The organism is Amycolatopsis sp. NPDC104587, assembly GCF_055583645.1.
Genome location: NZ_JBVJNO010000001.1, coordinates 758,537 through 779,715, shown reverse-complemented (window position 1 = coordinate 779,715; position 21,179 = coordinate 758,537). Strand labels below are relative to the sequence as shown.

The 21,179-nt window shown below is 71.3% G+C and carries 22 protein-coding genes; 7 read left to right on the top strand and 15 right to left on the bottom strand.

Translation table 11 applies throughout. From position 1 onward, the window contains the following. Positions 1-140: 140 nt before the first annotated feature. The 7 genes from ACZ61C_RS03835 to ACZ61C_RS03805 form a co-directional block, all read right to left on the bottom strand. Positions 141-1,766, bottom strand: coding sequence for a peptide ABC transporter substrate-binding protein (locus tag ACZ61C_RS03835; RefSeq protein WP_465302483.1), 1,626 nt, complete (start codon positions 1,764-1,766; stop codon positions 141-143). 413 nt (positions 1,767-2,179) lie between these two features. Then, positions 2,180-3,133, bottom strand: a complete 954-nt coding sequence (locus tag ACZ61C_RS03830) for a Ppx/GppA phosphatase family protein (protein ID WP_465302481.1) — start codon at positions 3,131-3,133, stop codon at positions 2,180-2,182. 35 nt (positions 3,134-3,168) lie between these two features. Continuing rightward, positions 3,169-4,338, bottom strand: a complete 1,170-nt coding sequence (locus ACZ61C_RS03825; RefSeq protein ID WP_465302479.1) for a lytic transglycosylase domain-containing protein — start codon at positions 4,336-4,338, stop codon at positions 3,169-3,171. Positions 4,339-4,487: 149 nt separating this feature from the next. Then, entirely contained in the window at positions 4,488-4,997 is a 510-nt protein-coding gene (locus ACZ61C_RS03820; RefSeq protein ID WP_465302477.1) for a DUF501 domain-containing protein, read from the bottom strand. 129 nt (positions 4,998-5,126) lie between these two features. Beyond that, positions 5,127-5,489, bottom strand: coding sequence for an FtsB family cell division protein (locus ACZ61C_RS03815; protein ID WP_465302475.1), 363 nt, complete (start codon positions 5,487-5,489; stop codon positions 5,127-5,129). 252 nt (positions 5,490-5,741) lie between these two features. Beyond that, positions 5,742-7,028 (bottom strand): phosphopyruvate hydratase, encoded by a 1,287-nt coding sequence (eno, locus tag ACZ61C_RS03810; protein ID WP_465302473.1) that lies wholly within the window; start codon positions 7,026-7,028, stop codon positions 5,742-5,744. Between the two features lie 126 nt (positions 7,029-7,154). After that, positions 7,155-7,601, bottom strand: a complete 447-nt coding sequence (locus ACZ61C_RS03805) for a VOC family protein (RefSeq protein WP_465302471.1) — start codon at positions 7,599-7,601, stop codon at positions 7,155-7,157. Positions 7,602-7,673: 72 nt separating this feature from the next. On the opposite strand from ACZ61C_RS03805, the gene ACZ61C_RS03800 reads away from it, so the two are divergent. Further along, complete coding sequence (locus ACZ61C_RS03800; RefSeq protein ID WP_465302469.1) at positions 7,674-8,078, top strand: tetratricopeptide repeat protein; 405 nt, start codon at positions 7,674-7,676, stop codon at positions 8,076-8,078. 226 nt (positions 8,079-8,304) lie between these two features. Here ACZ61C_RS03800 and ACZ61C_RS03795 read toward each other — a convergent pair whose 3' ends face one another. Next, complete coding sequence (locus ACZ61C_RS03795) at positions 8,305-9,051, bottom strand: lysozyme family protein (RefSeq protein WP_465302782.1); 747 nt, start codon at positions 9,049-9,051, stop codon at positions 8,305-8,307. A gap of 367 nt (positions 9,052-9,418) precedes the next feature. Here ACZ61C_RS03795 and efeU point away from each other — a divergent pair, with 367 nt between their 5' ends. From efeU to ACZ61C_RS03765, 6 genes are read left to right on the top strand one after another with little or no spacing between them, the layout of a single operon-like run. Then, complete coding sequence (gene efeU / locus ACZ61C_RS03790; protein WP_465302467.1) at positions 9,419-10,264, top strand: iron uptake transporter permease EfeU; 846 nt, start codon at positions 9,419-9,421, stop codon at positions 10,262-10,264. Further along, complete coding sequence (gene efeO / locus ACZ61C_RS03785; RefSeq protein WP_465302465.1) at positions 10,261-11,412, top strand: iron uptake system protein EfeO; 1,152 nt, start codon at positions 10,261-10,263, stop codon at positions 11,410-11,412. Before efeU ends, efeO begins: the two co-directional genes overlap by 4 nt. Continuing rightward, a complete protein-coding gene (efeB, locus tag ACZ61C_RS03780) occupies positions 11,409-12,665 on the top strand; it encodes an iron uptake transporter deferrochelatase/peroxidase subunit (RefSeq protein ID WP_465302463.1) in 1,257 nt (418 codons plus the stop codon). Before efeO ends, efeB begins: the two co-directional genes overlap by 4 nt. Before the next feature lie 48 nt (positions 12,666-12,713). Then, positions 12,714-13,283, top strand: coding sequence for a TetR/AcrR family transcriptional regulator (locus tag ACZ61C_RS03775; RefSeq protein ID WP_465302461.1), 570 nt, complete (start codon positions 12,714-12,716; stop codon positions 13,281-13,283). Next, the gene (locus ACZ61C_RS03770; protein WP_465302459.1) at positions 13,280-14,356 is read left to right on the top strand and encodes a GDSL-type esterase/lipase family protein; all 1,077 of its coding nucleotides are present in this window, start codon (positions 13,280-13,282) and stop codon (positions 14,354-14,356) included. The genes ACZ61C_RS03775 and ACZ61C_RS03770 overlap by 4 nt, the downstream gene beginning before the upstream one ends. A 34-nt stretch (positions 14,357-14,390) precedes the next feature. Further along, positions 14,391-14,801, top strand: a complete 411-nt coding sequence (locus ACZ61C_RS03765; RefSeq protein WP_465302457.1) for a PPOX class F420-dependent oxidoreductase — start codon at positions 14,391-14,393, stop codon at positions 14,799-14,801. Positions 14,802-15,034: 233 nt separating this feature from the next. Here ACZ61C_RS03765 and ACZ61C_RS03760 read toward each other — a convergent pair whose 3' ends face one another. From ACZ61C_RS03760 to ACZ61C_RS03730, 7 genes are read right to left on the bottom strand one after another with little or no spacing between them, the layout of a single operon-like run. Then, complete coding sequence (locus ACZ61C_RS03760) at positions 15,035-15,598, bottom strand: hypothetical protein (protein WP_465302455.1); 564 nt, start codon at positions 15,596-15,598, stop codon at positions 15,035-15,037. After that, complete coding sequence (locus ACZ61C_RS03755) at positions 15,595-16,950, bottom strand: hypothetical protein (RefSeq protein ID WP_465302453.1); 1,356 nt, start codon at positions 16,948-16,950, stop codon at positions 15,595-15,597. The genes ACZ61C_RS03760 and ACZ61C_RS03755 overlap by 4 nt, the downstream gene beginning before the upstream one ends. Further along, the gene (locus ACZ61C_RS03750) at positions 16,950-17,753 is read right to left on the bottom strand and encodes an ABC transporter ATP-binding protein (RefSeq protein WP_465302451.1); all 804 of its coding nucleotides are present in this window, start codon (positions 17,751-17,753) and stop codon (positions 16,950-16,952) included. The genes ACZ61C_RS03755 and ACZ61C_RS03750 overlap by 1 nt, the downstream gene beginning before the upstream one ends. An 11-nt stretch (positions 17,754-17,764) precedes the next feature. Further along, positions 17,765-18,589 carry a zf-HC2 domain-containing protein gene (locus ACZ61C_RS03745; RefSeq protein ID WP_465302449.1) on the bottom strand — a complete coding sequence of 275 codons (825 nt, stop codon included), beginning with the start codon at positions 18,587-18,589 and terminating at the stop codon, positions 17,765-17,767. Continuing rightward, positions 18,586-19,149, bottom strand: coding sequence for an RNA polymerase sigma factor (locus ACZ61C_RS03740; RefSeq protein ID WP_465302447.1), 564 nt, complete (start codon positions 19,147-19,149; stop codon positions 18,586-18,588). The genes ACZ61C_RS03745 and ACZ61C_RS03740 overlap by 4 nt, the downstream gene beginning before the upstream one ends. 54 nt (positions 19,150-19,203) lie before the next feature. Beyond that, positions 19,204-20,136: a nucleoside triphosphate pyrophosphohydrolase gene (locus ACZ61C_RS03735; protein WP_465302445.1), complete on the bottom strand. Its 933-nt coding sequence runs from the start codon at positions 20,134-20,136 to the stop codon at positions 19,204-19,206. Next, positions 20,133-21,158, bottom strand: a complete 1,026-nt coding sequence (locus ACZ61C_RS03730) for a hypothetical protein (protein WP_465302443.1) — start codon at positions 21,156-21,158, stop codon at positions 20,133-20,135. The genes ACZ61C_RS03735 and ACZ61C_RS03730 overlap by 4 nt, the downstream gene beginning before the upstream one ends. Positions 21,159-21,179: the final 21 nt, after the last annotated feature.

Sequence of the window (21,179 nt, the reverse complement as noted above, 5' to 3'; positions counted from 1 at the left end):
AGTGGGGGACAGCGCCGCAAGAGCACGGCGAATCTCTGGACTTCCCCCCCCCCCCCCCCCCCTCTCCCCCCCTCCCCCCCCCCCCCCCCCCCCCCCCCCCCCCCCCCCCGGCGTGGTGGTGGGTGCGGCAGGTCAGCGCGTCACTTCTTCAGGACCTCGATGGACGGGTAGTCCGGCATCCGGCGGAAGTCGAGGGCCGCGGACTTGAGGTTCTTCGACTTCGCCGAGACGCCCAGCTCGTCCCACACCGGGATCGACGGCAGGTCCTTCGCGATCAGGTCCTCGGCCTGCTGGTACAGCTTGACCGCGGCGTCCTTGTCGGCCGTGCCGTCGGCCTGCGCGAGGAGGGCGTCGACCTGCGGGTTCGAGTACGACGAGTCGTTCGAGGACCCGCCGGTCTTGTAGATCGGGTTGAGGAAGTCCTCGATGGACGGGTAGTCCGCCGACCAGTCCGAGCGGCCCATGCCGGTGAGCTTCTTGCCGGTCACGATGCTGCGCCACTGGCCGAAGTCGGTGGCCGGCACGAAGTCGCACTCGACGCCGAGGGTGTTCTTGATGCTGTTGCACGCGGCGGTCAGCGGTTCCTTGCGGCCGCCGTCCGCGTTGGACGCGATGGTCAGCTTGCCCTTGAAGCCGGACTTCGCGAAGGCTTCCTTGGCCGCCGCCGGGTCGAACTTGCAGAACTGGCAGACGCCGGAGCGGGCGCCGGTGATGCCCTGGGCGACGTACCCGTCCAGCGGGACGTAGGTGTCGTTCATGACGGTCTTGGTGATCTGCGCGCGGTCGATCGCCATCGAGACGGCCTTGCGCAGCTCGAGGTTGTCGTAGCCGGGCACGTAGTACGGCACGGCGATGGTGCTGACCCCGAGCAGGTGCCCGGTGACCAGGCGGTCGCCCAGGTCGGCCTTGTACTTGCCGCCCGCGACCGCCGACGGCGGCAGCGCCTCCATGAAGTCGAGGCGCCCGCTCAGCAGGTCCTGGTAGGCGGTCTCCTGGCTGGAGTAGATCTTGATGTCGAGGTCCTTGAAGTGGACCTTGTCGTCACCCTTGTAGTCGTCGTTGCGGGTGAGCTTGATGTCCTGGTTCGGCGTCCGCGAGACGAACTTCATCGGGCCGTTGCCGATCGGGTGCTGCTCGAAGCCCTTGGGGTCCTTGAAGAACGCGTCCGGCAGCGGCGCGAAAGCCTGGTAGCCGACCTTGATGTCGAACACCGAGAACGGCGCGTCGAGCGTGACCGTGAACTCGTAGTCGCTCTTCTGCACCAGGCCGGACATCTTGTCGGTGGCCGGCTTGGCGTTCTTGTCCTCGGGGTGGACGTCCTTGTACCCCTGGATGTTCGAGAAGAAGTCCGTGTTGAGCTGGCCGTTGGGCGCGTACGCGCCGTAGTTCCAGGCGTCGATGAAGTTGTGCGCCTTCACCTCGGTGCCGTCGTGGAACTTCCAGCCCTGCTTGATCTTGATGTCGTAGACCTTGGAGTCGGTCGTCGTGATCGAGTCGGCCATCAGGTTGAACGGCTTGGCGTCCGCGCCCTTGAAGCCGACCAGCGTGGCGAACATGACCTGGATCGCCTTGGTGCCGCCGAGGTCGTTGATGTTGGTCGGGACCAGCGCGTTCTGCGGCTCGGTGCCGTAGACGCTGACCGTGCCGTCCGGGTCCGTCTCGCCGGCGCCCGCGGAGCTGCCCGACCCGCCGCCGCACGCGGCCAGCACGAGCGCCAGCGAGGTCATCACCACCGTGGGTCCCCAGAGCCTGCGCGAACGACGCATGATCCCCTCCATCTCCGTCTGTCCGAAAGGTGAGACGCACGCTATCGGGGGCGGTGAAGCTGATCACAGGACTGCGGTGTTGCAAATGTGTGACGGTCGTCAGGACCACCTGGTTGGAGTACAACCAACGTAGGAAACCGGATACGCCGGACGGCCCAGCGCGGACACCTGGTCATCGCCCGCTCACCGAGGGTTGGCGGCGGATTCCGTTGTGGCACAAGCCCTTTCGGATGTCCGAAAGGGCTTGTGCCGAAGCTTGTCAAGGGGTGGCCGTGGCCGAAACCGGACCTCCCGTGATCCGGCCCGTAACTCGCGTGATCGAAGCCGGAACTCGCGTGATCAGAGCCGTAACTCGCGAGTTACGGCCCCAGTCACGTGAGTTCCGGCCCCAGTCACGTGAGTTCCGGGCCCGCTCACGCGAGGGAGAGGGCGATGCCGTCGAGGATGTCGTGCTCGCTGATCACCAGCTCGGTCGGGCCGCCGCGGGCCGCGAGCTGCTCGGCGAGGGTCTGGACCACCACCGCGCCGCCGCCGATGACGTCGACGCGGCCCGGGTGGATCACCGGGTTCGCGGCGCGGGTGGCGTGGTCGGCGTGCAGCAGCTCCGACGCGAGCCGGTCGATGTCCGCCGGGCCCAGCTTCGACAGGTGGACGCGCTCGCTGTCGTACTCCGGCAGCCCCAGCGCGATCGCCGACAGCGTCGTCACCGTGCCGGCGACACCCACCCACGTGCGAGCGCGCGCGACGTCCACGACGTCGAACGCCTCGGTCAGGACCTTGCCGGCGAGGTCACGGGCCGCGGCGATCTCCTCGGCGGTCGGCGGGTCGCTCTTCAGCGCGCGCTCGGTGATCCGGACGCAGCCGATGTCGACGGACTTCGCGGCGAGCACCTCGGCCTTCCGGCCGTCCCAGGTGCCGAGGACGAGCTCGGTCGAGCCGCCGCCGACGTCGACCACGACGAACGGGCCGTCGTCCGGGTCCTGCTCCCCGACGGCGCCGGTGAACGACAGCCGCGCCTCTTCGTCGCCGCTGATCACTTCGGCCTCGACGCCGAGGGTCTCGCGGGTCATGCGGAAGAAGTCGTCGCGGTTCTTCGCGTCGCGCGTCGCGGAGGTGGCGACCATGCGCACCTTCTCGGCGCCCTTGCGCCGGGCCGCGACGGTGTAGTCGGCGAGCGCGGCCCTCGTCCGCTCCAGCGCTTCGGGAGCGAGCTCGCCGGTGGCGTCGACACCCTGGCCGAGCCGGACGATCCGCATCTCGCGGTGCAGGTCGCGCAGGTCGACCGTGCCGTCGTGGCGCGGCGTCAGCTCGGCGACGAGCAGGCGGATGGAGTTGGTCCCACAGTCGATCGCGGCAACACGAGGCATGCCGATCACCCTAACCCGTAGCTTTCACGTGAAAGCTACGGAGCGGCCGGGGTCACCGCGGTGGTGGTCGTGGTGGTCGTCGTCGTGACCGTTGAGGTGACCGTCGCCCCGCAGGACGGAGTCGGGGTCGTGGTCGGTGACGGGGTCGTCGTCTGGCCGGTCGACGGCGGTGTCGGCGACGGCGTGGTCGTCGTCGAGATCTCGGTCGTCGTGGTAGTCGTGGTCTTCGGCGGCGCGCAGGACGGCGTGGTCTTGGTGGTCGTCGTCGAACCGCCCGGCGTGGTGGACGGCGGTGCGCTCGGCGTGGTCGTCGGCGTCGGGGGCGGCGGGATCGCGGGCGGCGCCGGGGCCAGCGCGGCGTTCGGCGCGCCGACCGGGACGGTGCTGTCCGGCACCTGCATGATCCCGTTGCGGTAGGCCTCCGCCCACAGGATCACCGTGTTCACGTACGTGTCGGAGTTGTTGTAGCGGTAGATCGCGCCGCGCAGCTGGTCCGGGTTCGCGAGGTCGAAGCCGCCGGAGCACAGGTAGCGGCCGGTGGCCAGCGCCGCGTCGAAGATGTTGTTGGGGTCGGACTTGCCGTCGCCGTTGCCGTCGGAGGCGTAGCCCTTCCACGTCGCCGGGATGAACTGCGTCGGGCCGACCGCGCGGTCCCACACCGGGTCCGTGTCGAGCAGGCCCTGGTCGGTGTCCGGGATCGCGGCGAAGCCGCCCTGGCCGTTGAGCTCCGGGCCGAGGATCGGCTCGCGGGTGGTGCCCGCGGCGTCGACGTAACCGCCGCGCGCGTGGTTGGACTCGATGCGGCCGATGCTGGCGATCAGGGCCCAGTCGATGTGGCAGGCGGGCTGCTCGCGGCCGAGGACGTCGGCGGCGTTCTTGTACGCGGCGAGCGCGGTGGCCGGGATGCCGAGCGGGCCGTCGGGGAGCTCGTACGCGGGGAGCGGCAGCGGGCTGGGCGCGCCGGGGAGGGTGCCGTCGACGGCGATCTGCTGGAGGGCGGCGTTGCCGGGGTCGTACCCCTGGCCGAGCGCGGCGTCGCGGGTGTGGTCACCGCTCCCGCCGAGCCAGCCGAGGGTGCCACCGCCGGCGACCAGCGCGGGGACCACGGCGAGGATGCCGGTGATCAGCGGGTACGCGGTGCGGTGGCGGATCCCGAATCTTCGGGTGTAGCTCCCGACTGCGTCAGGCAGTCGCCGCACACGCATAACTCGAAGCCCTCCTGGCGGATCGGTCACACCCTCGGGTGACAGCCTGCCGTACCCGGGGCGCGGTTTCACCCCTTCGGGAGTCGGGATCTTCCCGGACCGGGGTTTTCGCTCACCCAGACCAGTTATCTGTTTACCGCCCGCGAGCGTTACTCGGCACAGTCTCCCGAGGGCCACCCGTTCGCCTTAAGCAGCTCCAGCGTCTCGTCACCGAACGGATTCACACCTGGGCCGACCGCAAGCGAGTGGGCGACGTGCACGTGCAGGCACTTGACGCGCCCGGGCATGCCCCCGGCGGTGACCTGGTGCCCGAGCGGCTCGATCGCGTCGCGCTCGGCGAGGTAGGTCTCGTGCGTGCGCTGGTACTGCGCGGCGAGCTCGGGATCGGTGGTGAGCCGCTCGGTCATCTCCTTCATCAGCCCGGACGCCTCGATCGTGCCGATCATCGAGTTCAGCTTCGGGCAGGTGAGGTAGTAGAGCGTCGGGAACGGCGTGCCGTTCTCCAGCCGCGGGCTGGTCTGCACGACGGAGGGGTGCCCGCTCGGGCACCGCGCGGCGACGGCGCGCAGCGCTCGCGGCGGCCGTCCGAGCTGCTCCGCGATGGTCTCGCGGTCGGCGTCGGTGACGGGCTCGAAGGCGTGCTGCTGCGTGCTGTTCACGCGCTCCAGGTTAAGCGCGCCCCGGCTCCGCGCCCCAAGCGCCCCAATGTGGCCTTCGGTGCGTTGAACGCACCCAAGGGCCCCTTCGGTGCGTTCAACGCAACCAAGGCCACATTGGGGCGTTCGAGCTCAGCCGCCGGAGACCTGGTTCCAGAGGTTCTCGTACCAGGAGCCGTTGGCCACCTGCTGCTGTCCCTGCTGCGGCGCCGCGTCCGGGGCCTTGTCCTCGGGCAGCTGGACGATGTACGGCGTCTCGCCCGGCTTGACGTACCGAAGCCGCCGCCGGGCCTCCGCCTCGATCTGCGCGGGATCGCTCAGCTCCGCCTTGCGGCCTTGGAGCTGAGCGACCTGCTGCTGCAGCTGCGCTTGCTGCGCCTGCTGTTCGCGGACCTCGGTCCGCTGGGAGAGGTACGTGCGCAGGGGCACGGCGATGGTGAACGCCAGCGCGCACACCACGATCGCCACCACCGCCGCGCGGCGGGTGGTGGACATGCCGAGCACCTTCGCCGCACCGGACGCGCGCTTCGCCGCCAGGCCCCGGCGCAACCGGGCCCTGGTCGTCTCCGCGTCGCCGGTGCGGCGCCGGGCGGCCGCCGTGCCGTCCGCGGGCCGGGGCGGCCGGGAGCCCGGGTTGCCGGCGCGCGCCGCTTCGGGACGGCGAGGCCGCGCGGGCCCACCGGCCCGCGAAGCCCCACCGCCACTACGACGGTTGCGCGTTGTCCTCCCCCGGTCCGCCATCGGCGATCAGGCCTCGGCGGTGAACCGCGGGAAGGCCAGCTCGCCGGCGTACCGGGCCGCGTCTCCGAGGGTCTCCTCGATGCGCAGCAGCTGGTTGTACTTGGCGATCCGCTCGCCGCGGGCCGGGGCGCCGGTCTTGATCTGGCCGACGCCGGTGGCGACCGCCAGGTCCGCGATGAACGTGTCCTCGGTCTCGCCGGAACGGTGGCTCATCATCGACTTGTAGCCGAACGACGTCGCCAGCGAGATCGCGTCGAGCGTCTCGGACAGGGTGCCGATCTGGTTGACCTTCACCAGCAGCGCGTTGGCGGCGCGGCGGGTGATGCCCTCCTCCAGGCGGTCCGGGTTGGTGACGAACAGGTCGTCGCCGACGATCTGGACCTTGTCGCCGACCTCGGCGGTCATCGTGACCCAGCCGTCCCAGTCGTCCTCGCTCAGCGGGTCCTCGATGGACACGAGCGGGTAGTTCGCCAGCAGCTCGCCGTAGTACGCGGACATCTGCTCGGCGCTCTTCTTGCTGCCTTCGAAGGTGTACGCGCCGTCGGCGAAGAACTCCGTCGCGGCGACGTCGAGCGCGAGCGCGACGTCACGGCCCGGGGCGTACCCGGCCTTCTCGATGGCCTGGACGATCAGGTCGAGCGCCTCGCGGTTGTTGCCGAGGTTCGGCGCGAAGCCGCCTTCGTCGCCCAGACCGGTCGAAAGGCCGCGGCCCTTCAGCACCGACTTCAGCGAGTGGTAGACCTCGGTGCCCCAGCGCAGGGCCTCGCGGAAGGTCTCGGCGCCGATCGGCGCGATCATGAACTCCTGGACGTCGACGTTGCTGTCCGCGTGCGAACCGCCGTTGAGGATGTTCAGCATCGGGACCGGCAGCACGTGCGCGTTCGGCCCGCCCAGGTAGCGGAAGAGCTCCAGCTCGGCCGACTCGGCGGCGGCCTTCGCGACGGCCAGCGAGACGCCGAGGATGGCGTTCGCGCCAAGGCGGGACTTCGCCGGCGTGCCGTCGAGGTCGACCAGCTTCTGGTCGACGATCCGCTGGTCGACGGCTTCGATGCCGACCATCTCGGGGCCGATCTCGTCGAGCACCGCGGCGACCGCGCGCTCGACGCCCTTGCCGTTGTAGCGGCCGGTGTCGCCGTCGCGGAGTTCGACCGCCTCGTGTTCGCCGGTGGACGCGCCCGACGGGACGGCGGCCCGCGCCAGGGTGCCGTCGTCGAGAGCCACCTCCACCTCGACGGTCGGGTTGCCGCGCGAGTCCAGAATCTCGCGCGCGCCTACCTGCTCGATGAGAGCCACGCCATGCTCCTCGGTGCGTCGTGCCTGTGCTGGATGCCGCCTCCGCGGGAAAGCGAACGTCGGCGGTGGTGACGCGCCCAGCCTAGCCGTCGCCGCAGTTCACCCGTTGGAGGCACGGCCGGTCACTCACCCGTCGGTGCGGATCGCCTGCCAGCCGGGCGGCAGCTCGACGGTCTCGGACGTCTGCTGCCAGAACGTCCAGCTGTTGCCGCCGAGGTCGGCGACGGTGAAGACGCGCGCGCCGTAGGGCTGGTCCTGCGGCGGCTCGAGCTCGGCCTCGTCGCCGAGCGCGGCGGCGATCCGCTCGTAGTCGGCGTCGACGTCGTCGACGTAGAGGATGTTGAGCTGGCCGACCGGGCCCTCGACCCCCTTGGCCTGCCAGTAGTCCGGCCCGACGCCCGCGATCTGGATCCGCGCGTCGCCCGCGCGCAGCGTCGCCTGGAAGACCTCGCCCGCCGCGTCGCAGAACCGGACGTCTTCGGTGAACCCGAAGACCCTGGTCAGCCAGGCGAGCGCCGCCGTGGCGTCGGCGTAGTAGAGGTAGGGCGCCAGGCCCCGGTACCCGCTGCTCATGGCGAGACAGTCCACCACGTCCCGATCGGCGGCGTGTGCCAGCCCCTCCTCCGGGGTAATATCGGGGTGACCATGACGGACGCCGCAGCTGCTTCGCAGCCTCCCGAAGAGTCGCGGTTCCATGCCTTCCGCCAGGCGGAGGATCTGGTCGGCCGCCGTCGTCCGCTCGACGCGCTGAAGGTGCTGCAGCCCCTCCTGGAGTCCGAGACGGACAAACCGTCGGTCCACCTCCTGGCCGGGCGCGCGTACTTCCACTCCGCGCAGCTGCGGCGGGCCGAGCAGGCACTGACCCGGGTGGTCGAGCTGGACCCGACGGACCACTACGCCCGGTTCATCCTCGGCCGCACCCTGCAGCGGCTCGGCCGGTTCGTCGAGGCGCTGGCCCAGATGCGGATGGCGTCGGCGATGAACCCGGTGCCGGAGTACCTCGAGGCGACCAGCGAGGTCAAGGCGCGCATCGCGCTGCGCGAGTCCTGACGGCGCCCGGCCAGGGCCGAACGGCCCGCGCGAGATCAGACTTTCGGCCGACCTCTCCGGGCCCCTCGGCCGATCCGCGGCACCCCCTTCGCGGGCGAAGCTGGTTCCAGACCGAAACAGGGAGGAACCGAAATGTCGATCTTCGCCACGCTGGGCGCCTACGCCGGGTTGCTGCTGCTCGTCCTGATGGCCGTGACGCCGTTCTTCGCCGACCGGGAGAGCTGACTCAGGGCGCGACGCTCGCCTCCGCGTAGGCGTCCGCCGCGCTGAAGACGTCCTGGCCGTACGCCACGCCCTGGTTGTAGAACAGGATCGAACGCCACCAGCCGGCCGGGGTGCCGAGGTCGTCGCTGCCCGAGCAGAGGTAGCGCGCCGCCGTGAAGGCCGCGTCGTCGATGTTCTGGGGGTCGGGCGTGCCGCCGTCGCCGTTGGCGCGCTCCTGGTACTTCTTCCACGTCGAGGGCAGGAACTGCAGCGGCCCGATCGCGTGGTCCCACGACTTGTCGCCGTCGAGCTTGCCGCCGTCGCTGTCGTGCACCGCCGGGACGCCGGGTGAGCCGTCCAGCGGCGGGCCGACGACCGGCTTCACGAGCCGGCCGTCCGGGCGGATGGCCGAGAGGTCGAACTCCCCGCGCCCGGTCTCGACGCGGCCGATGCCCGCGAGCGTCGCCCAGGAGAGGTGACACGTCGGTTTTTGCCGCTGCATCCACATCTCCGCCCGGCCGTACGCGGCGAGCACGCGCCCCGGGACGTGCGTCTTGTCCGCGACGCGGGCCGCCCACGCGTCCAGCTCCGTCTGGTCGGACACGGCCGGCCGGTCGACCGGCGCGGCGAGCCCGGCCCGCGGCGACTCGGCGCCCGGCTGCGGGCGCTGCTCCGGGATGGCGAGCGCGGGCTGCGCGGGCGGTGCCTCGGCCGGCGCGTCCGGGTTCCGGACACCGATGGTGACCACGAGGACCACACCGGTGACCACCAGCCCCAGCGCGAGGGCCACCCGGCCGAGATAGCGCCGTGGCGGGCCGCCCGGGGGCGAGTGCGGAGGTGTGACGGTCGGCTGAGCGGTATCGGCCACCCGAACAGGTTACGGAGCCACTCAAGGGGGACCATCGGCTGGCTGACCAGGCAAGCGGAGGGTAAAAACAGGCCGGCTGCCTGCGAAGTCACAAATTTTGTTATCGAGTCGACGCGCAGCGCCCTGACCTGCGGTTACCCTAACCTAACTTAGTTCTGCCGTCCCTTTTGTCGGGTTCTGGCACGCGACGGCGCGTTCCCTCGCTGGACTTACAGGTGAGCCTTACCTAAAAACTTCACGGGCCCACGAAAAACCTGGAGGCGGGAACGTGTTGTTTTCGAGTGCGCTGATCGGGCTGCGCGAAGGCCTGGAGGCCGCGCTGGTCGTCAGCATCCTCGTCGCGTTCCTGGTGAAGACCGACCGGCGGCACGCGCTGCGCTGGGTGTGGCCGGGCGTCGGCGCCGCGGTGCTGCTCTCGGTCGCCGTCGGCGCGGTCCTCACCTACACGACCGCCCAGCTGTCGTTCGAGCACCAGGAGCTGCTCGGCGGGAGCCTGTCGATCGTCGCGGTCGTGTTCGTGACGGCGATGATCTTCTGGATGCGCAAGGCGTCGAAGAGCATCGCCGCCGAGCTGCGCGGGAAGATGGACGACGCGCTCGACGTCGGCCCGATGGCCGTGCTGCTGCTGTCGTTCCTCGCGGTCGGGCGTGAGGGCCTCGAAACCGCGGTGTTCTTCTACTCCGCCGTCCAGACCGCGCAGTCGGACACGGTGCAGCCGCTGATCGGCTTCGCCATCGGCATCCTCGCCGCCGTGGTGCTGGCCTGGCTGCTCTACAAGGGCGCCGTCCGGTTCAACCTGGGCAAGTTCTTCACGATCACCGGCGTGCTGCTGGTGTTCGTCGCCGCGGGCGTGCTCGGTTACGGCCTGCACGACCTCCAGGAAGCCGCCTTCCTGCCCGGCATCAACACCCTCGCGTTCGACGCTTCGGCCGCGCTGCCCGAGACGTCCTGGTACGGCGCCCTGCTCAAGGGCATCTTCAACTACTCGCAGCAGACGACCGTGCTGCAGGCCATCGCGTGGGTCGCCTACGTCGTCATCGTGCTGCCCCTTTTCCTCAAGCCCAGCAAGAAGACCGCGCCGGCGCCCGCCGCCGCGGTCGCCTCGAAGGAGTGACCGTGCGCAAGTCCCCCAGAACCCCGCTGGCCGTGCTGGCCGGCGCCGCCGCCCTGGTGACGCTGGCCGCGTGCGACAGCTCGGGCGGCGGCACCGAGAACGCCGCCGCCGGCGGCCCGATCAAGGTCGAGGCCTCCGACACGGCGTGCACCGTCTCGGTGAACACGGCGGCCGCGGGCAACGTGACCTTCGAGATCACCAACAAGGGCACCAAGGTCACCGAGTTCTACCTCTACGCCGAGGGTGACCGGATCATGGGCGAGGTCGAGAACATCGCGCCCGGGCTCAACCGGCGCCTGATCGTCGAGGCGTCCGACGCGGGCAAGTACCAGACGGCGTGCAAGCCGGGCATGGCCGGCAACGGCATCCGCGGCGACTTCACGATCACCGGCGGCGCGCCGAAGCAGGCCGACGCCAACGCCCAGAAGGCGAATGCCACCAAGAGCTACGCCGACTACGTCGCGAACAACACCGCCGCGCTGGAGGAGGAGACGGGGAAGTTCGTCGACCTCGTCAAGGGCGGCAAGGTCGACGAGGCGAAGGCCGCGTACGCGCGCACTCGCATCTACTACGAGCGCATCGAGCCGGTCGCCGAGAAGTTCGGCGACCTCGACCCGGCCATCGACGTCCGCGAGGCCGACCTCGAGCCGGGCCAGCAGTTCACCGGCTTCCACCGGCTCGAGAAGGACCTGTACGTCTCCGGCCTGCAGGCCGACAGCCCGAAGATCGCCGACAAGCTGCTGACCGACGTCAAGGACCTGGTCGCGAAGTCGAAGACGCTCGAGCTGAACGCGCTCGACCTGGCGAACGGCGCGAAGGGCCTGCTCGACGAGGTCGCGACCGGCAAGATCACCGGCGAGGAGGAGACCTTCTCGCACACCGACCTGTGGGACTTCCAGGCCAACGTGGACGGTTCGAAGGGCGCGATCGCCTCGCTGCGGCCGCTGTTGCAGGAGCGGGACGCCGCGCTCGTGTCCACTTTGGACAAGGAGTTCGCGAACGTGCAGGGCCTGCTGGACAAGACGCGCGTCGGCGACGGCTTCAAGCTGTACAACGAGCTGTCGCAGGACCAGATCAAGGAGTTCGCCTCGGCCGTCGACGCCCTGAGCGAGCCGCTGAGCAAGGTCGCGGAGGTTGTGTCCAAGTGACCGAAGACGGCACCCGGGTCTCCCGCCGGAAGCTTTTCGGCCTGGCGGGAGCGGGTGTCGCGCTCGCCGGGGCCGGGGCCGCGGCGGGCATCGGGATCGACAAAGCGACCAGTGGCAACGCCGAGGCGTCGGTGAGCACTGTCGACTTCCACGGTGAGCACCAGGCCGGCATCACCACGCCGACCCAGGCGAACCTGCACTTTGCGGCCTTGGACGTCACGACAAAGGACCGCGAAAAGCTGCGGCAGCTGCTCAAGACGTGGACCGACGCGGCCCGCCGGATGACGGCGGGCCAGGAGGTCGTCGCGAACGGCGCGGTCGGCGGCGGCGAGTTCGCCCCGCCCGGTGACACCGGCGAGGCGCTCGACCTGCCGGCGTCGCACCTGACGCTGACCATCGGCTTCGGGCCGTCGCTGTTCGACGGCCGCTTCGGCCTCGCGGGCAAGCGGCCGGCGCAGCTGATCGACCTGCCGCTGTTCCCGAAGGACAAGCTCGACCCGGCCCGCAGCGGCGGTGACCTGTGCATCCAGGCGTGCGCGGACGACCCGCAGGTCGCGGTGCACGCGGTGCGCAACCTGGTGCGGCTCGGCTTCGGCGTCACCGAGGTCCGCTGGTCGCAGCTCGGCTTCGGCCGCAGCTCGTCGACGTCGCGCGCGCAGCAGACACCGCGGAACCTGTTCGGGTTCAAGGACGGCACGAACAACATCAAGTCCGAGGACACCGACTTTCTGCGCGACCAGGTGTGGACCCAGGCCGGCGACGGCCCGGCGTGGATGGCCGGCGGCAGCTACCTGGTCGCGCGCCGGATCCGGATGCACATCGAGACGTGGGACCGCGAGACGCTCGACGGCCAGCAGCAGATCGTCGGCCGCACGAAGGGCACCGGCGCCCCGCTGGGCCAGACCGCGGAGTTCGACGAGCTCGACCTCGACGTCGGCGGCGCGGGCGGCGAGAAGGTGATCGCCGACGACGCGCACGTCCGGCTGGCCTCGCACCAGGCGCTGAACGGCGTCCGGATCCTGCGCCGCGGCTACAACTTCGTCGACGGCTCCGACGGCGTCGGCCACCTCGAGGCGGGGCTGTTCTTCCTGGCGTTCAACCGGGACACCCGCGCGCAGTACGTCCCGATGCAGCAGGCGCTGTCGTCGAAGGACGCGATGATGGAGTACGTGCAGCACACGGGGTCCGCGCACTTCGCGGTCCCGCCGGGTGTTTCGCCGACCGGCTACTGGGGCGACGCGCTGTTTGCCTAAAGCTGTTAGGTTGATCTACACTTCCTTTAGCCAACAGGAGGTGTAGTTATGGTTCGTGCCGGTCTGACCACGGAACGCGTGGTGCGCGCCGGGGCGGAGCTCGCCGACGAGCTCGGCTTCGAGCAGGTGACGCCGTCGGAGCTGGCGCGGCGGTTCGACGTCAAGGTCGCGAGCCTGTATTCGCACGTCAAGAACGCCCACGACCTGCGGACGAAGATCGCGCTTCTCGCGCTGGAGGAGCTCGCCGACCGGGCGGCCGTCGCGCTCGCGGGCCGCGCCGGGCGGGACGCGCTCGTCGCCTTTGCCGACGTCTACCGCGACTACGCCCGCGAGCACCCGGGCCGTTACGCCGCCGCGCAGTTCCGGCTCGACCCGGAGGCCGCCGCCGCGAGCGCCGGTGTCCGGCATTCGCAGATGATGCGCGCGATCCTGCGCGGCTACGCCCTGACCGGGCCGGACGAGACGCACGCCGTCCGGCTGCTCGGCAGCTTCTTCCACGGGTTCGTCACCCTCGAAGGGCAGGGCGGCTTCGACCACAGCTCGCCCGCCTCGGCGGAGAGCTGGGCCCGGCTCCTCGACGTCCTCGACTCCCTTCTCCACGATTGGCCTTCGGCATGATCACCACACCCCTCACCACCGACCTCGTCCGCGGCGCCCTCGAACTGGAGCGCACCGAGCGCGGCCTGACGCCGCACCGGCTACCCGCCCGGGCCCGCGCGCAGAACACCGACCCGCGCCTGGCGATGGCCGACACGCAGCCGGCCGGCGTCCGCCTGCGGTTCCGGACGCGCGCCACGGTTGTCGAGCTCGAGACGCTGGCGACGAAGATCGAGTACCCGGGCGCCCCGCCGCGCCCCGACGGCGTTTACGACCTGCTGGTCGACGGCAAGCTCGCCGCCCAGGCGATCGTGCCCGGCGGCGTGCGGTTCCCCGGCCTGCCCGGGCACGACAAAGACGTTGAGATCTGGTTGCCGCACAACGAGATCACGGAGCTGGTCGCGTTGCGGACGGACGCCCCGGTGACGCCCGCACCGCCGCACGGGCGGGTCTGGCTGCACCACGGCAGCTCGATCAGCCAGGGTTCGAACGCCACCAGCCCGTCGGGGACCTGGACCGCGCTGGCCGCGCTCGCGGCCGGCGTCGAGCTGGTCAACCTGGGTTTCAGCGGGAACGCGCTGCTCGACCCGTTCACGGCCCGTGCGCTGCGGGACACCCCGGCCGACCTGGTCAGCGTGAAGCTCGGCATCAACGTCGTCAACGCGGACCTGATGCGCGTGCGCGCGTTCGGCCCGGCGGTGCACGGGTTCCTCGACACGATCCGCGAGGGCCACCCGTCGGCGCCGCTGCTGGTCGTGTCGCCGCTGCTGTGCCCGATCCACGAGCAGACGCCCGGCCCCGGCGACTTCGACCACGAGGCGCTGGCCGCGGGCGAGGTGCGGTTCCGGGCGACCGGCGACCCGGCCGAGGTCGCGGCGGGGAAGCTGACGCTCGAGGTGGTCCGCGACGAGCTGGCGCGCGTCGTCGCGCAGCGGCAGGACCCGGACCTGCACTACCTGGACGGCCGCGTGCTGTACGGCGAGGCCGACTTCGCCGAGTTCCCGCTGCCGGACGAGCTGCACCCGGGCCCGGCGGCCCACCGCCGGATCGCCGACCGGTTCACCGAGCGCGCGTTCGGCGGCCCGTTCGCTTGACTTCAAGCTCGCTTGAAGTAGAAAGCTGGTGCGCATGTTCACCGAAGCAGAGCTCGCGTACCTCGAAGCCCAGCCGCTGGGCCGGCTGGCGACCCGGCAGCCGAACGGAACCCTGCAGGTCAACCCGGTCGGCTTCCGGTACAACCCGGACGCGAAGACGATCGACGTCACCGGGCACAACCTGAGCACCAGCAAGAAGTTCCGCAACCTGGCGACCGACGCCCAGGTCGCGTTCGTCGTCGACGACCTGCCGTCGACCAACCCGTGGCGGGTGCGGTGCCTGGAGATCCGCGGCCGCGCCGAGGCGCTGACCGGCGTCAACCTCCCGGACAACCACTTCGACGACGCCGTGATCCGCATCCACCCGGCCCGGATCCTCGCGTTCGGCGTCGAGGACTGGGACCGGGAGCCGCTGGAGCTGGAGACGAACATCCGCGACGTCTGAGGTGGCGGGGCCGGTCTCCCCTTCCGCGCCGCGCGGCAGGTTCCGGCTGAGCCACCCGCACCCCACCGCTCAACCGGGCATCACGCGTGCTTGAGCAGGCATCTCGCGTGATCAGCGGGGCATCACGCGTGACTGAGCGGGCATCACCTCCGATACCCCTCCAGACACGGGTAATGCCCCGGCAATCACGCGTGATTCCCCTCCAGACACGCGTGATTCCCCTCCGGGCCCGGTCAGCGGCGGCCGCCCCAGGCTGTGTACGTTGCCGTGCCCGTGATTGCCAGAATTGCTGCTGTCCAGGTTGCCGCCGGCGAGTTCGGGGGTTGGAGCATCCAGCCCACGATGTGGCTGGTCGCCGAGCCGTCGTCCTGGACGAACGGGGTGATCGACGCCCACAGGAGCGGGAGCGTCCAGCCGAACTGGCCGCCCGCTGCCGTGGCCGCCAGGCCGGCCAGGCCCAGCAGGCCCGCCGCGTCGCGCAGGATGATCGACAAGTCGACAACCAGCGGGCCGAGCTGCTGGACCACCAGGACCGCGCCGCCGGCCGCGAGGCCGATCAGGACCAGGTGCGCGAACCGGCGGACCGGCCACGGGAGCGCCGCCGTGCGGTCGAGGTCCGGGTCCTGGCCGCTCAGGCCGATCGCGGCCACCGCGATGCCCGCCGTCAGCGTCAGCACGACCGGCACCGGCGACCACGAGCCGCGCGCCAGGAACCACAGGCCCGCCGTTGCCAGGACCAGGGCCGTGAACGCCGCCGGGACCTGGCGCGACCGCGCGTAGAGCGTCACCCACCTCATCGCGAGGCCCCCGGCACCAGCGCGTCGAGCGGGTCGCCCTGGCAGGTCAGAAGCACCTGGCGCAGCGCGACCATCCGGGCGAACTGCACCTCCGGCGGCAACGCCCGGAAAGTCGCCCACGCGCGATCGACCGTGCCGGGCTCCTGGAGGATCCAGTGCGCGGCGAACTCCGGCAACGGCTTCAGCTCACCGGTGAAATACGCCGCCGCGATCATCCGGGCGCCCAGATCGGCCAGGCTGCCGCCGTACGGGTGGTCGCACGAAGGCAGCCCGGCACCGGACAGCACCGCGAGCCGCAGGTCGTCCGCGTTCGCCGTGAGCAGGACCTCGTTGAGCTGGAAGTCCAGGTAGACGACCCCGGGATCGCGAGCGGGCGGGTCGAACACCGGCGTCGGCCCGGTCTGCTCCTCGATCCGCGTCGGCGCGCCGGGCAGCTTCGCCAACATGGCCAGCGCCTCCCGGCCGGGTCCGGCCAGCGCGGCCAGCCTCTCCTCGTGCGCCCGGCTGACGCAGATCGGCCCGTCGCAGAGCTTCTGCGCGGCGATGCCGTCGGGCGCCAGAAGCCCGGCGGCGGACGCCGGGAAGACCGGCAGGGCGATCGCCGCCCCGGCCACCACCGGCAGCAGGCCCAGCAACCGGGCCCGAACGGAGTTCGCCGCCAGCAGCAGGAATCCCGTCACGGCCAGCCCGACGAACCACGCGGCCTGCCCTAGATCCGCCGAAGCCGACGTGGTCACCAGCGCGCCCCGCGGCTGCCCGAGGGCCGGCGACAACAGCCCGAGCCGGCTGTACGACAACGACAGGCCCGATTCCAGCGACGCCCAGCCCAGCATGGACACCACCAGCGTCACCACGGCCAGCGCGGGCGCGGTCAGCGGGTGCGGCAGCAGCCGGCCGGCCGCCAGGCCCACCCAGCTCCCCGCCACGACGGCGAGCAGGCCGACCAGGACCACCGGCAGGAAGCTCACCGAGACGTACCCGCCGTGCCCGAGCACCTCCCCCACGCCGACGCCGAACACCAGCAGGAACCCGAGCGCGCTCACCGCCCCCACCGCGCCGGCCAGCCGGATCGCCCGGTGCCAGCCCGGCCGTGACGTCGTCGCCAGCAGCTCGACCATGCCGGAACGGCTGTCGCGCATGCCCTGGATCGCCCCGGCGCCGACGGCGATCGGCCACAGGAACACCAGCAGGAACCGCAGCCACAACGCCGTGGTCGTGGTGTTGGCCGTCCACGACGCCGGCGCCTTCCACCACGGCCCGGGCAGCAGGAACAGGAAGCCGAGTGCGACGACGAGCAGCGCCAGCCCGGCCCACGGCGCGATGGAGCGCCGCAGTTCGATGCGCAGGATCATCACCAGGCCCCCTTGCCCGGCTCGTGGTTCAGCAGCGCCGAATACCCGCGCTCGATCGGGCTGTCCCCCACGTGCGCCGCCGTGCCCGCTTCGGCCAGCTCGCCCGGCGTCCCCTGGAACACCAGCTTGCCCTCGGCGAACAGGACGACGTCGGAACACGCCGTGCCGACGTCTTCGACCAGGTGGGTCGAGATCAGCACACACGCGTCCCGACCCAGCTCCTGCACGAGCTCACGGAACCGCACGCGCTGCGCCGGGTCGAGGCCGGCCGTCGGCTCGTCCAGTAGCAGGATGTCCGGGTCGTTGACGATCGCCTGCGCGATCCCCACCCGCCGGACCATGCCGCCCGAGAGCGTCTTCATCCGGTCGTCCGCGCGGTCGGCGAGCCCGACCCGCTCGATCGCGCGCTGCACCGCCCCCGGAATGTCCTCTTTGGACATCTCCTTCAGCCACGCGACGTACTCGACGAACTCCCGGACGGTGAACCGCTTGTAGAACCCGAAGTTCTGCGGCAGGTAGCCGATCCGCCGGCGCAGACCGCGCTGCCCGGTGTGCCCCCCGGCCGGCGCACCGAGCAGCGACAGCCGGCCTTCCGCCGGCCGCAGCACCGTCGCCAGCGCCCGGATCAGTGTCGTCTTGCCCGCGCCGTTGGGCCCGAGCAAGCCGTGCACCCCCTTGCCGAGCGACAGGTCCAGCCCGTCCACGGCCATCTTCTTCCGCCCCACCCGCACCTTCAGCCCCTCGGCCTGGATCTCCCAGGCGTAGGCCGTGGGCGCGACCTCGGCGGCCCCGACTGCACGCATGTTCTTCCTCCCTAGAAACGCGCGCCGAGCCGGGTGAACGCGCCCTTGTGCAGGGCGACGACCACCGTCGTCAACGCGAAGATCCCCGCCCACACCGGCACCGCGCCGGAGCTGAGCGCAAACGTTTGCTCGCGGGCCGCGAGGGCCGGCAGCACCAGCCCCGCGACCCACACCGCGACCAGGACGTACGCCGCCCGGGTGACCCCGATCAGCCCGCCCAGCGCGAGCGTCCCCGAAGTGAAGGCCAGGCTCGGCAGCAGCCAGAGCGCGAAGGCCGTGCCGGTCAGCCACCCGGCGACGCCGAGCACCGGCAGGACGACGACCAGCACGGCGAGCGTCCGCCGCGCGACCAGGTACAGCCCGGCGCGCGGGGTCGCGACGACGACCTCGTACGCAGGATCCAGCCCCCGCGCCCACGCCGCGGCGACCCCGAGCACCGGCAGCACCGGCGCGAAGAGCTGCACCGCCGTCACGTTCACCACCGACTCCCCGAAGTGGTCGAACACCGCGGCGAGCAACGTGACCAGCGCGATCATCCCCAGCCACGGCAGCATCACCGGCGTGACCCAGGTCGTGAGCCACAGGCCGAAGCGGCGGCGCACCGGCCGCACGACCCGCCGCGGCGGCGCGTGCGCGGCGACGCTCGGCAGCTCGACCTCGACCTGCAGCCGCGACCAGACGAGGTCCACCACCGGCTGGACGGGCGCCACCTCGGCCAGCCGCCCCCGGCACACCCGGCACGTCTCGAGGTGGGACTCGAGCCCCCACAGCTGGTCGCCAGGAAGCTCGTCGCCCGCGGCGTACCCGGCGATGAGCTGGTCCGACGCATGGGTCATGACAGTGCCTCCCGCATCGCGATCCGCGCCCGCCGGGCGCGGGTCTTGACGGTTCCTTCCGGCAGCCCGAGCAGCATGGCGGTCTCGCGGACGGTCAGCCCGTCGAGCACCATCGCCTGCAGGACCGCCCGCAGTTCGGGCGCGAGCTCACGCAACGCGTCCCCCACCTCATCGCCCACCGCCGCCGCCAGCGCGATGTCTTCCGCCGCCAGCGCCGGCACCGGAGTCACTTCGAACACGACCTCCGGCGGCGGCTGTGCGTGGTGCGCCCGCCGGCGGAACGCGTCGACCAGCCGCCGGGCCGCGATCGTCCACACCCAGCCGACCGCCGTGCCGCCGGTCGAGGCCCCCGCGAACGAGCCCGCCGCGCGCCAGACGGCCAGGTACGTCTCCTGCATCACTTCGGCGACGACCTGCTCGTCCGCGCACCGACGGCGCAGGCGCACGGCGAGCCAGGGCGACGTGCGGCGGTAGAGCTCCTCGAACGCCGCGCGGTCGCCCTTGGCCGTGCGCCGGACGAGGTGCTCCTCGTCGGCGTCTTCCAGTGGCTGCTTCCTCACACCAGGCAAGACGCCGGGTGATCGGATTCGGTTCTCACACGATTGTGTGCTGCGTCACACTGGACGGGAGGGCCAGAACTTCCGCCAGCCGTCGGCCTCGAGGGTCGTCGGCTCCAGCCCGGCGTCCCGCGCGGCCTGCTCGGCGGCCTGGACGTCCTTCGCGAACTGCTTGGCCAGCGCCCGCAACTCACCTTCGGGGTCGACACCCGCGCGACGCGCCGTCGCCGCGATGCGGAACAGCTGCTGCGCCGTGCCGGACCCGGCCGGGAAGAGGTCGAGCGGGATGCCCGCGCGCCCCGACCGCTGGCCGAGCTTGCCGGCCAGCGCCACCGCGGGCTGGCCGAGCGCGACGCCGTCCACAATGGACTTGCGCTGCTTCTCCTGCTGCTTCAGCTCTTCCCACTTGAGGTTCTGGTGCTCGACCGTGTGCACCTGGTCGGCGTCGGCGAAGACGTGCGGGTGCCGGCCGACCAGCTTCGCGACGAGCGCGCCCGCGACGTCATCGATGCTGAAGGGATCTTCGGGGTCTTCGGCCGCGACGCGGGCGTGGAAGAGCACCTGCAGCAGGACGTCGCCGAGCTCTTCGCGCAGCGCCTCGCGGTCGCCTTCCTCGATGGCGTCGAGCAGCTCGTAGGTCTCCTCGACCAGGTACTGCCGCAGCGAGTCGTGCGTCTGGACCGCGTCCCAGGGACAGCCGCCGGGCGAGCGCAGCCGGTCCATCACGTCGGCGGCCTCGACCAGCGGCGGCACCGGCGTCTCGATGACCTTCGCGCCGGTCGCGATGAGCAGCGACGCCGCGGGCTCGTCCCGCGAGCCGGCCAGCAGCACGACGTCCACCAGTGAAGGCGCCTCGGTGACGGCCGGGACGCCGAACGCAGCCGGGTCGACGTCCGTGGCCGCGTAGACCGCGGTGGACTCACGCAGGATCTTCAGCGCCGCGCCGGGCAAGGTCGCCCCGCGGACGACAACGACGACGCCCGCGCTCACCGCTGGGCGGGTGCGCCACCACGCAGGGGCAGCACGGTGCCCTTGGTGGCGTCCTGGTTCGGCGCGAGGTTCATGCTCACAACATCCCACACGCCGTACCGGGGGTTGACGCGCAGGCCGCCCTCGCCGAGGTAGGGCTGCAGCAGCCGGGTGCCGATCCTGGTCAGCTGGTCGTCCGTCGGCTTCTGCGCCTCCTGGTCGGCCGGCAGCGCCTGGGTGGTGCCGCGGGTGTGGAGGACGAAGACGTACCAGTCCGGCTTGGCCGGCATCCGCGCCTGGAACGCGACGACGCTGTTCGCGGCCGAGCCGAACAGCGCGGTCTCCGCGAGCGAGAGGTACTGCGAAGCGCCGAAGAGCTCGGTGAGGCCGGCGTCGGAGTAGCCGCCCGGGCCGGGCGCGCCCGTCTGCTGGGCCTGCTGCGCCTCCTGGCTCGCCTGCTGGATGGTGGCCTGGATCTTGCCCGGGTCGTCCGCGAACTGCTTCGCGATGTCGAAGGCGCGGGTGCGGGCCTCGGGGTCGTTCTCACTGGTGGCGCTGACGCCGACGTAGTCCGCCCCGACGGACAGCTTCGGCAGGTACTTGGCCGCCAGCTGCTGCTCGAGGTAGGTGTCGGTGGCGCGCTCGGTGCGGTCACGCAGGTTCGCGACGATCTGCGGCACGGCGACCGCGTCACCCTGGCCGGTGTCCTTGACCGGGGTGCTCGTCTGCGTCGCGGCCTGCTGCGCGATCTTCCCCTGGTCCGCGACGAGGTTCTCCTGCTTCGCGGCCCGCAGGACCAGCTCGTGGAGCACCGTCTGCTTGACGATCTCGCGGCCCAGCAGGTCGAGCTTGTGCTCACCCGCGAGCTTCTGCGCGTACGGCTGTTCGCGGACGGCCTGGTCGATCATCGACTGGACCTGGTCGAGGGAGACCGAGCGGTCGCCGACGATGACGGCGCTGCCGACCTGACTCGGACCCGACCCGCACCCGGCGAGCAGAAGAGCACCGGCAACAACCGCGACCAGCGCGCGAGGGCGCCCCATGATCCGCATCACAGCGCATAC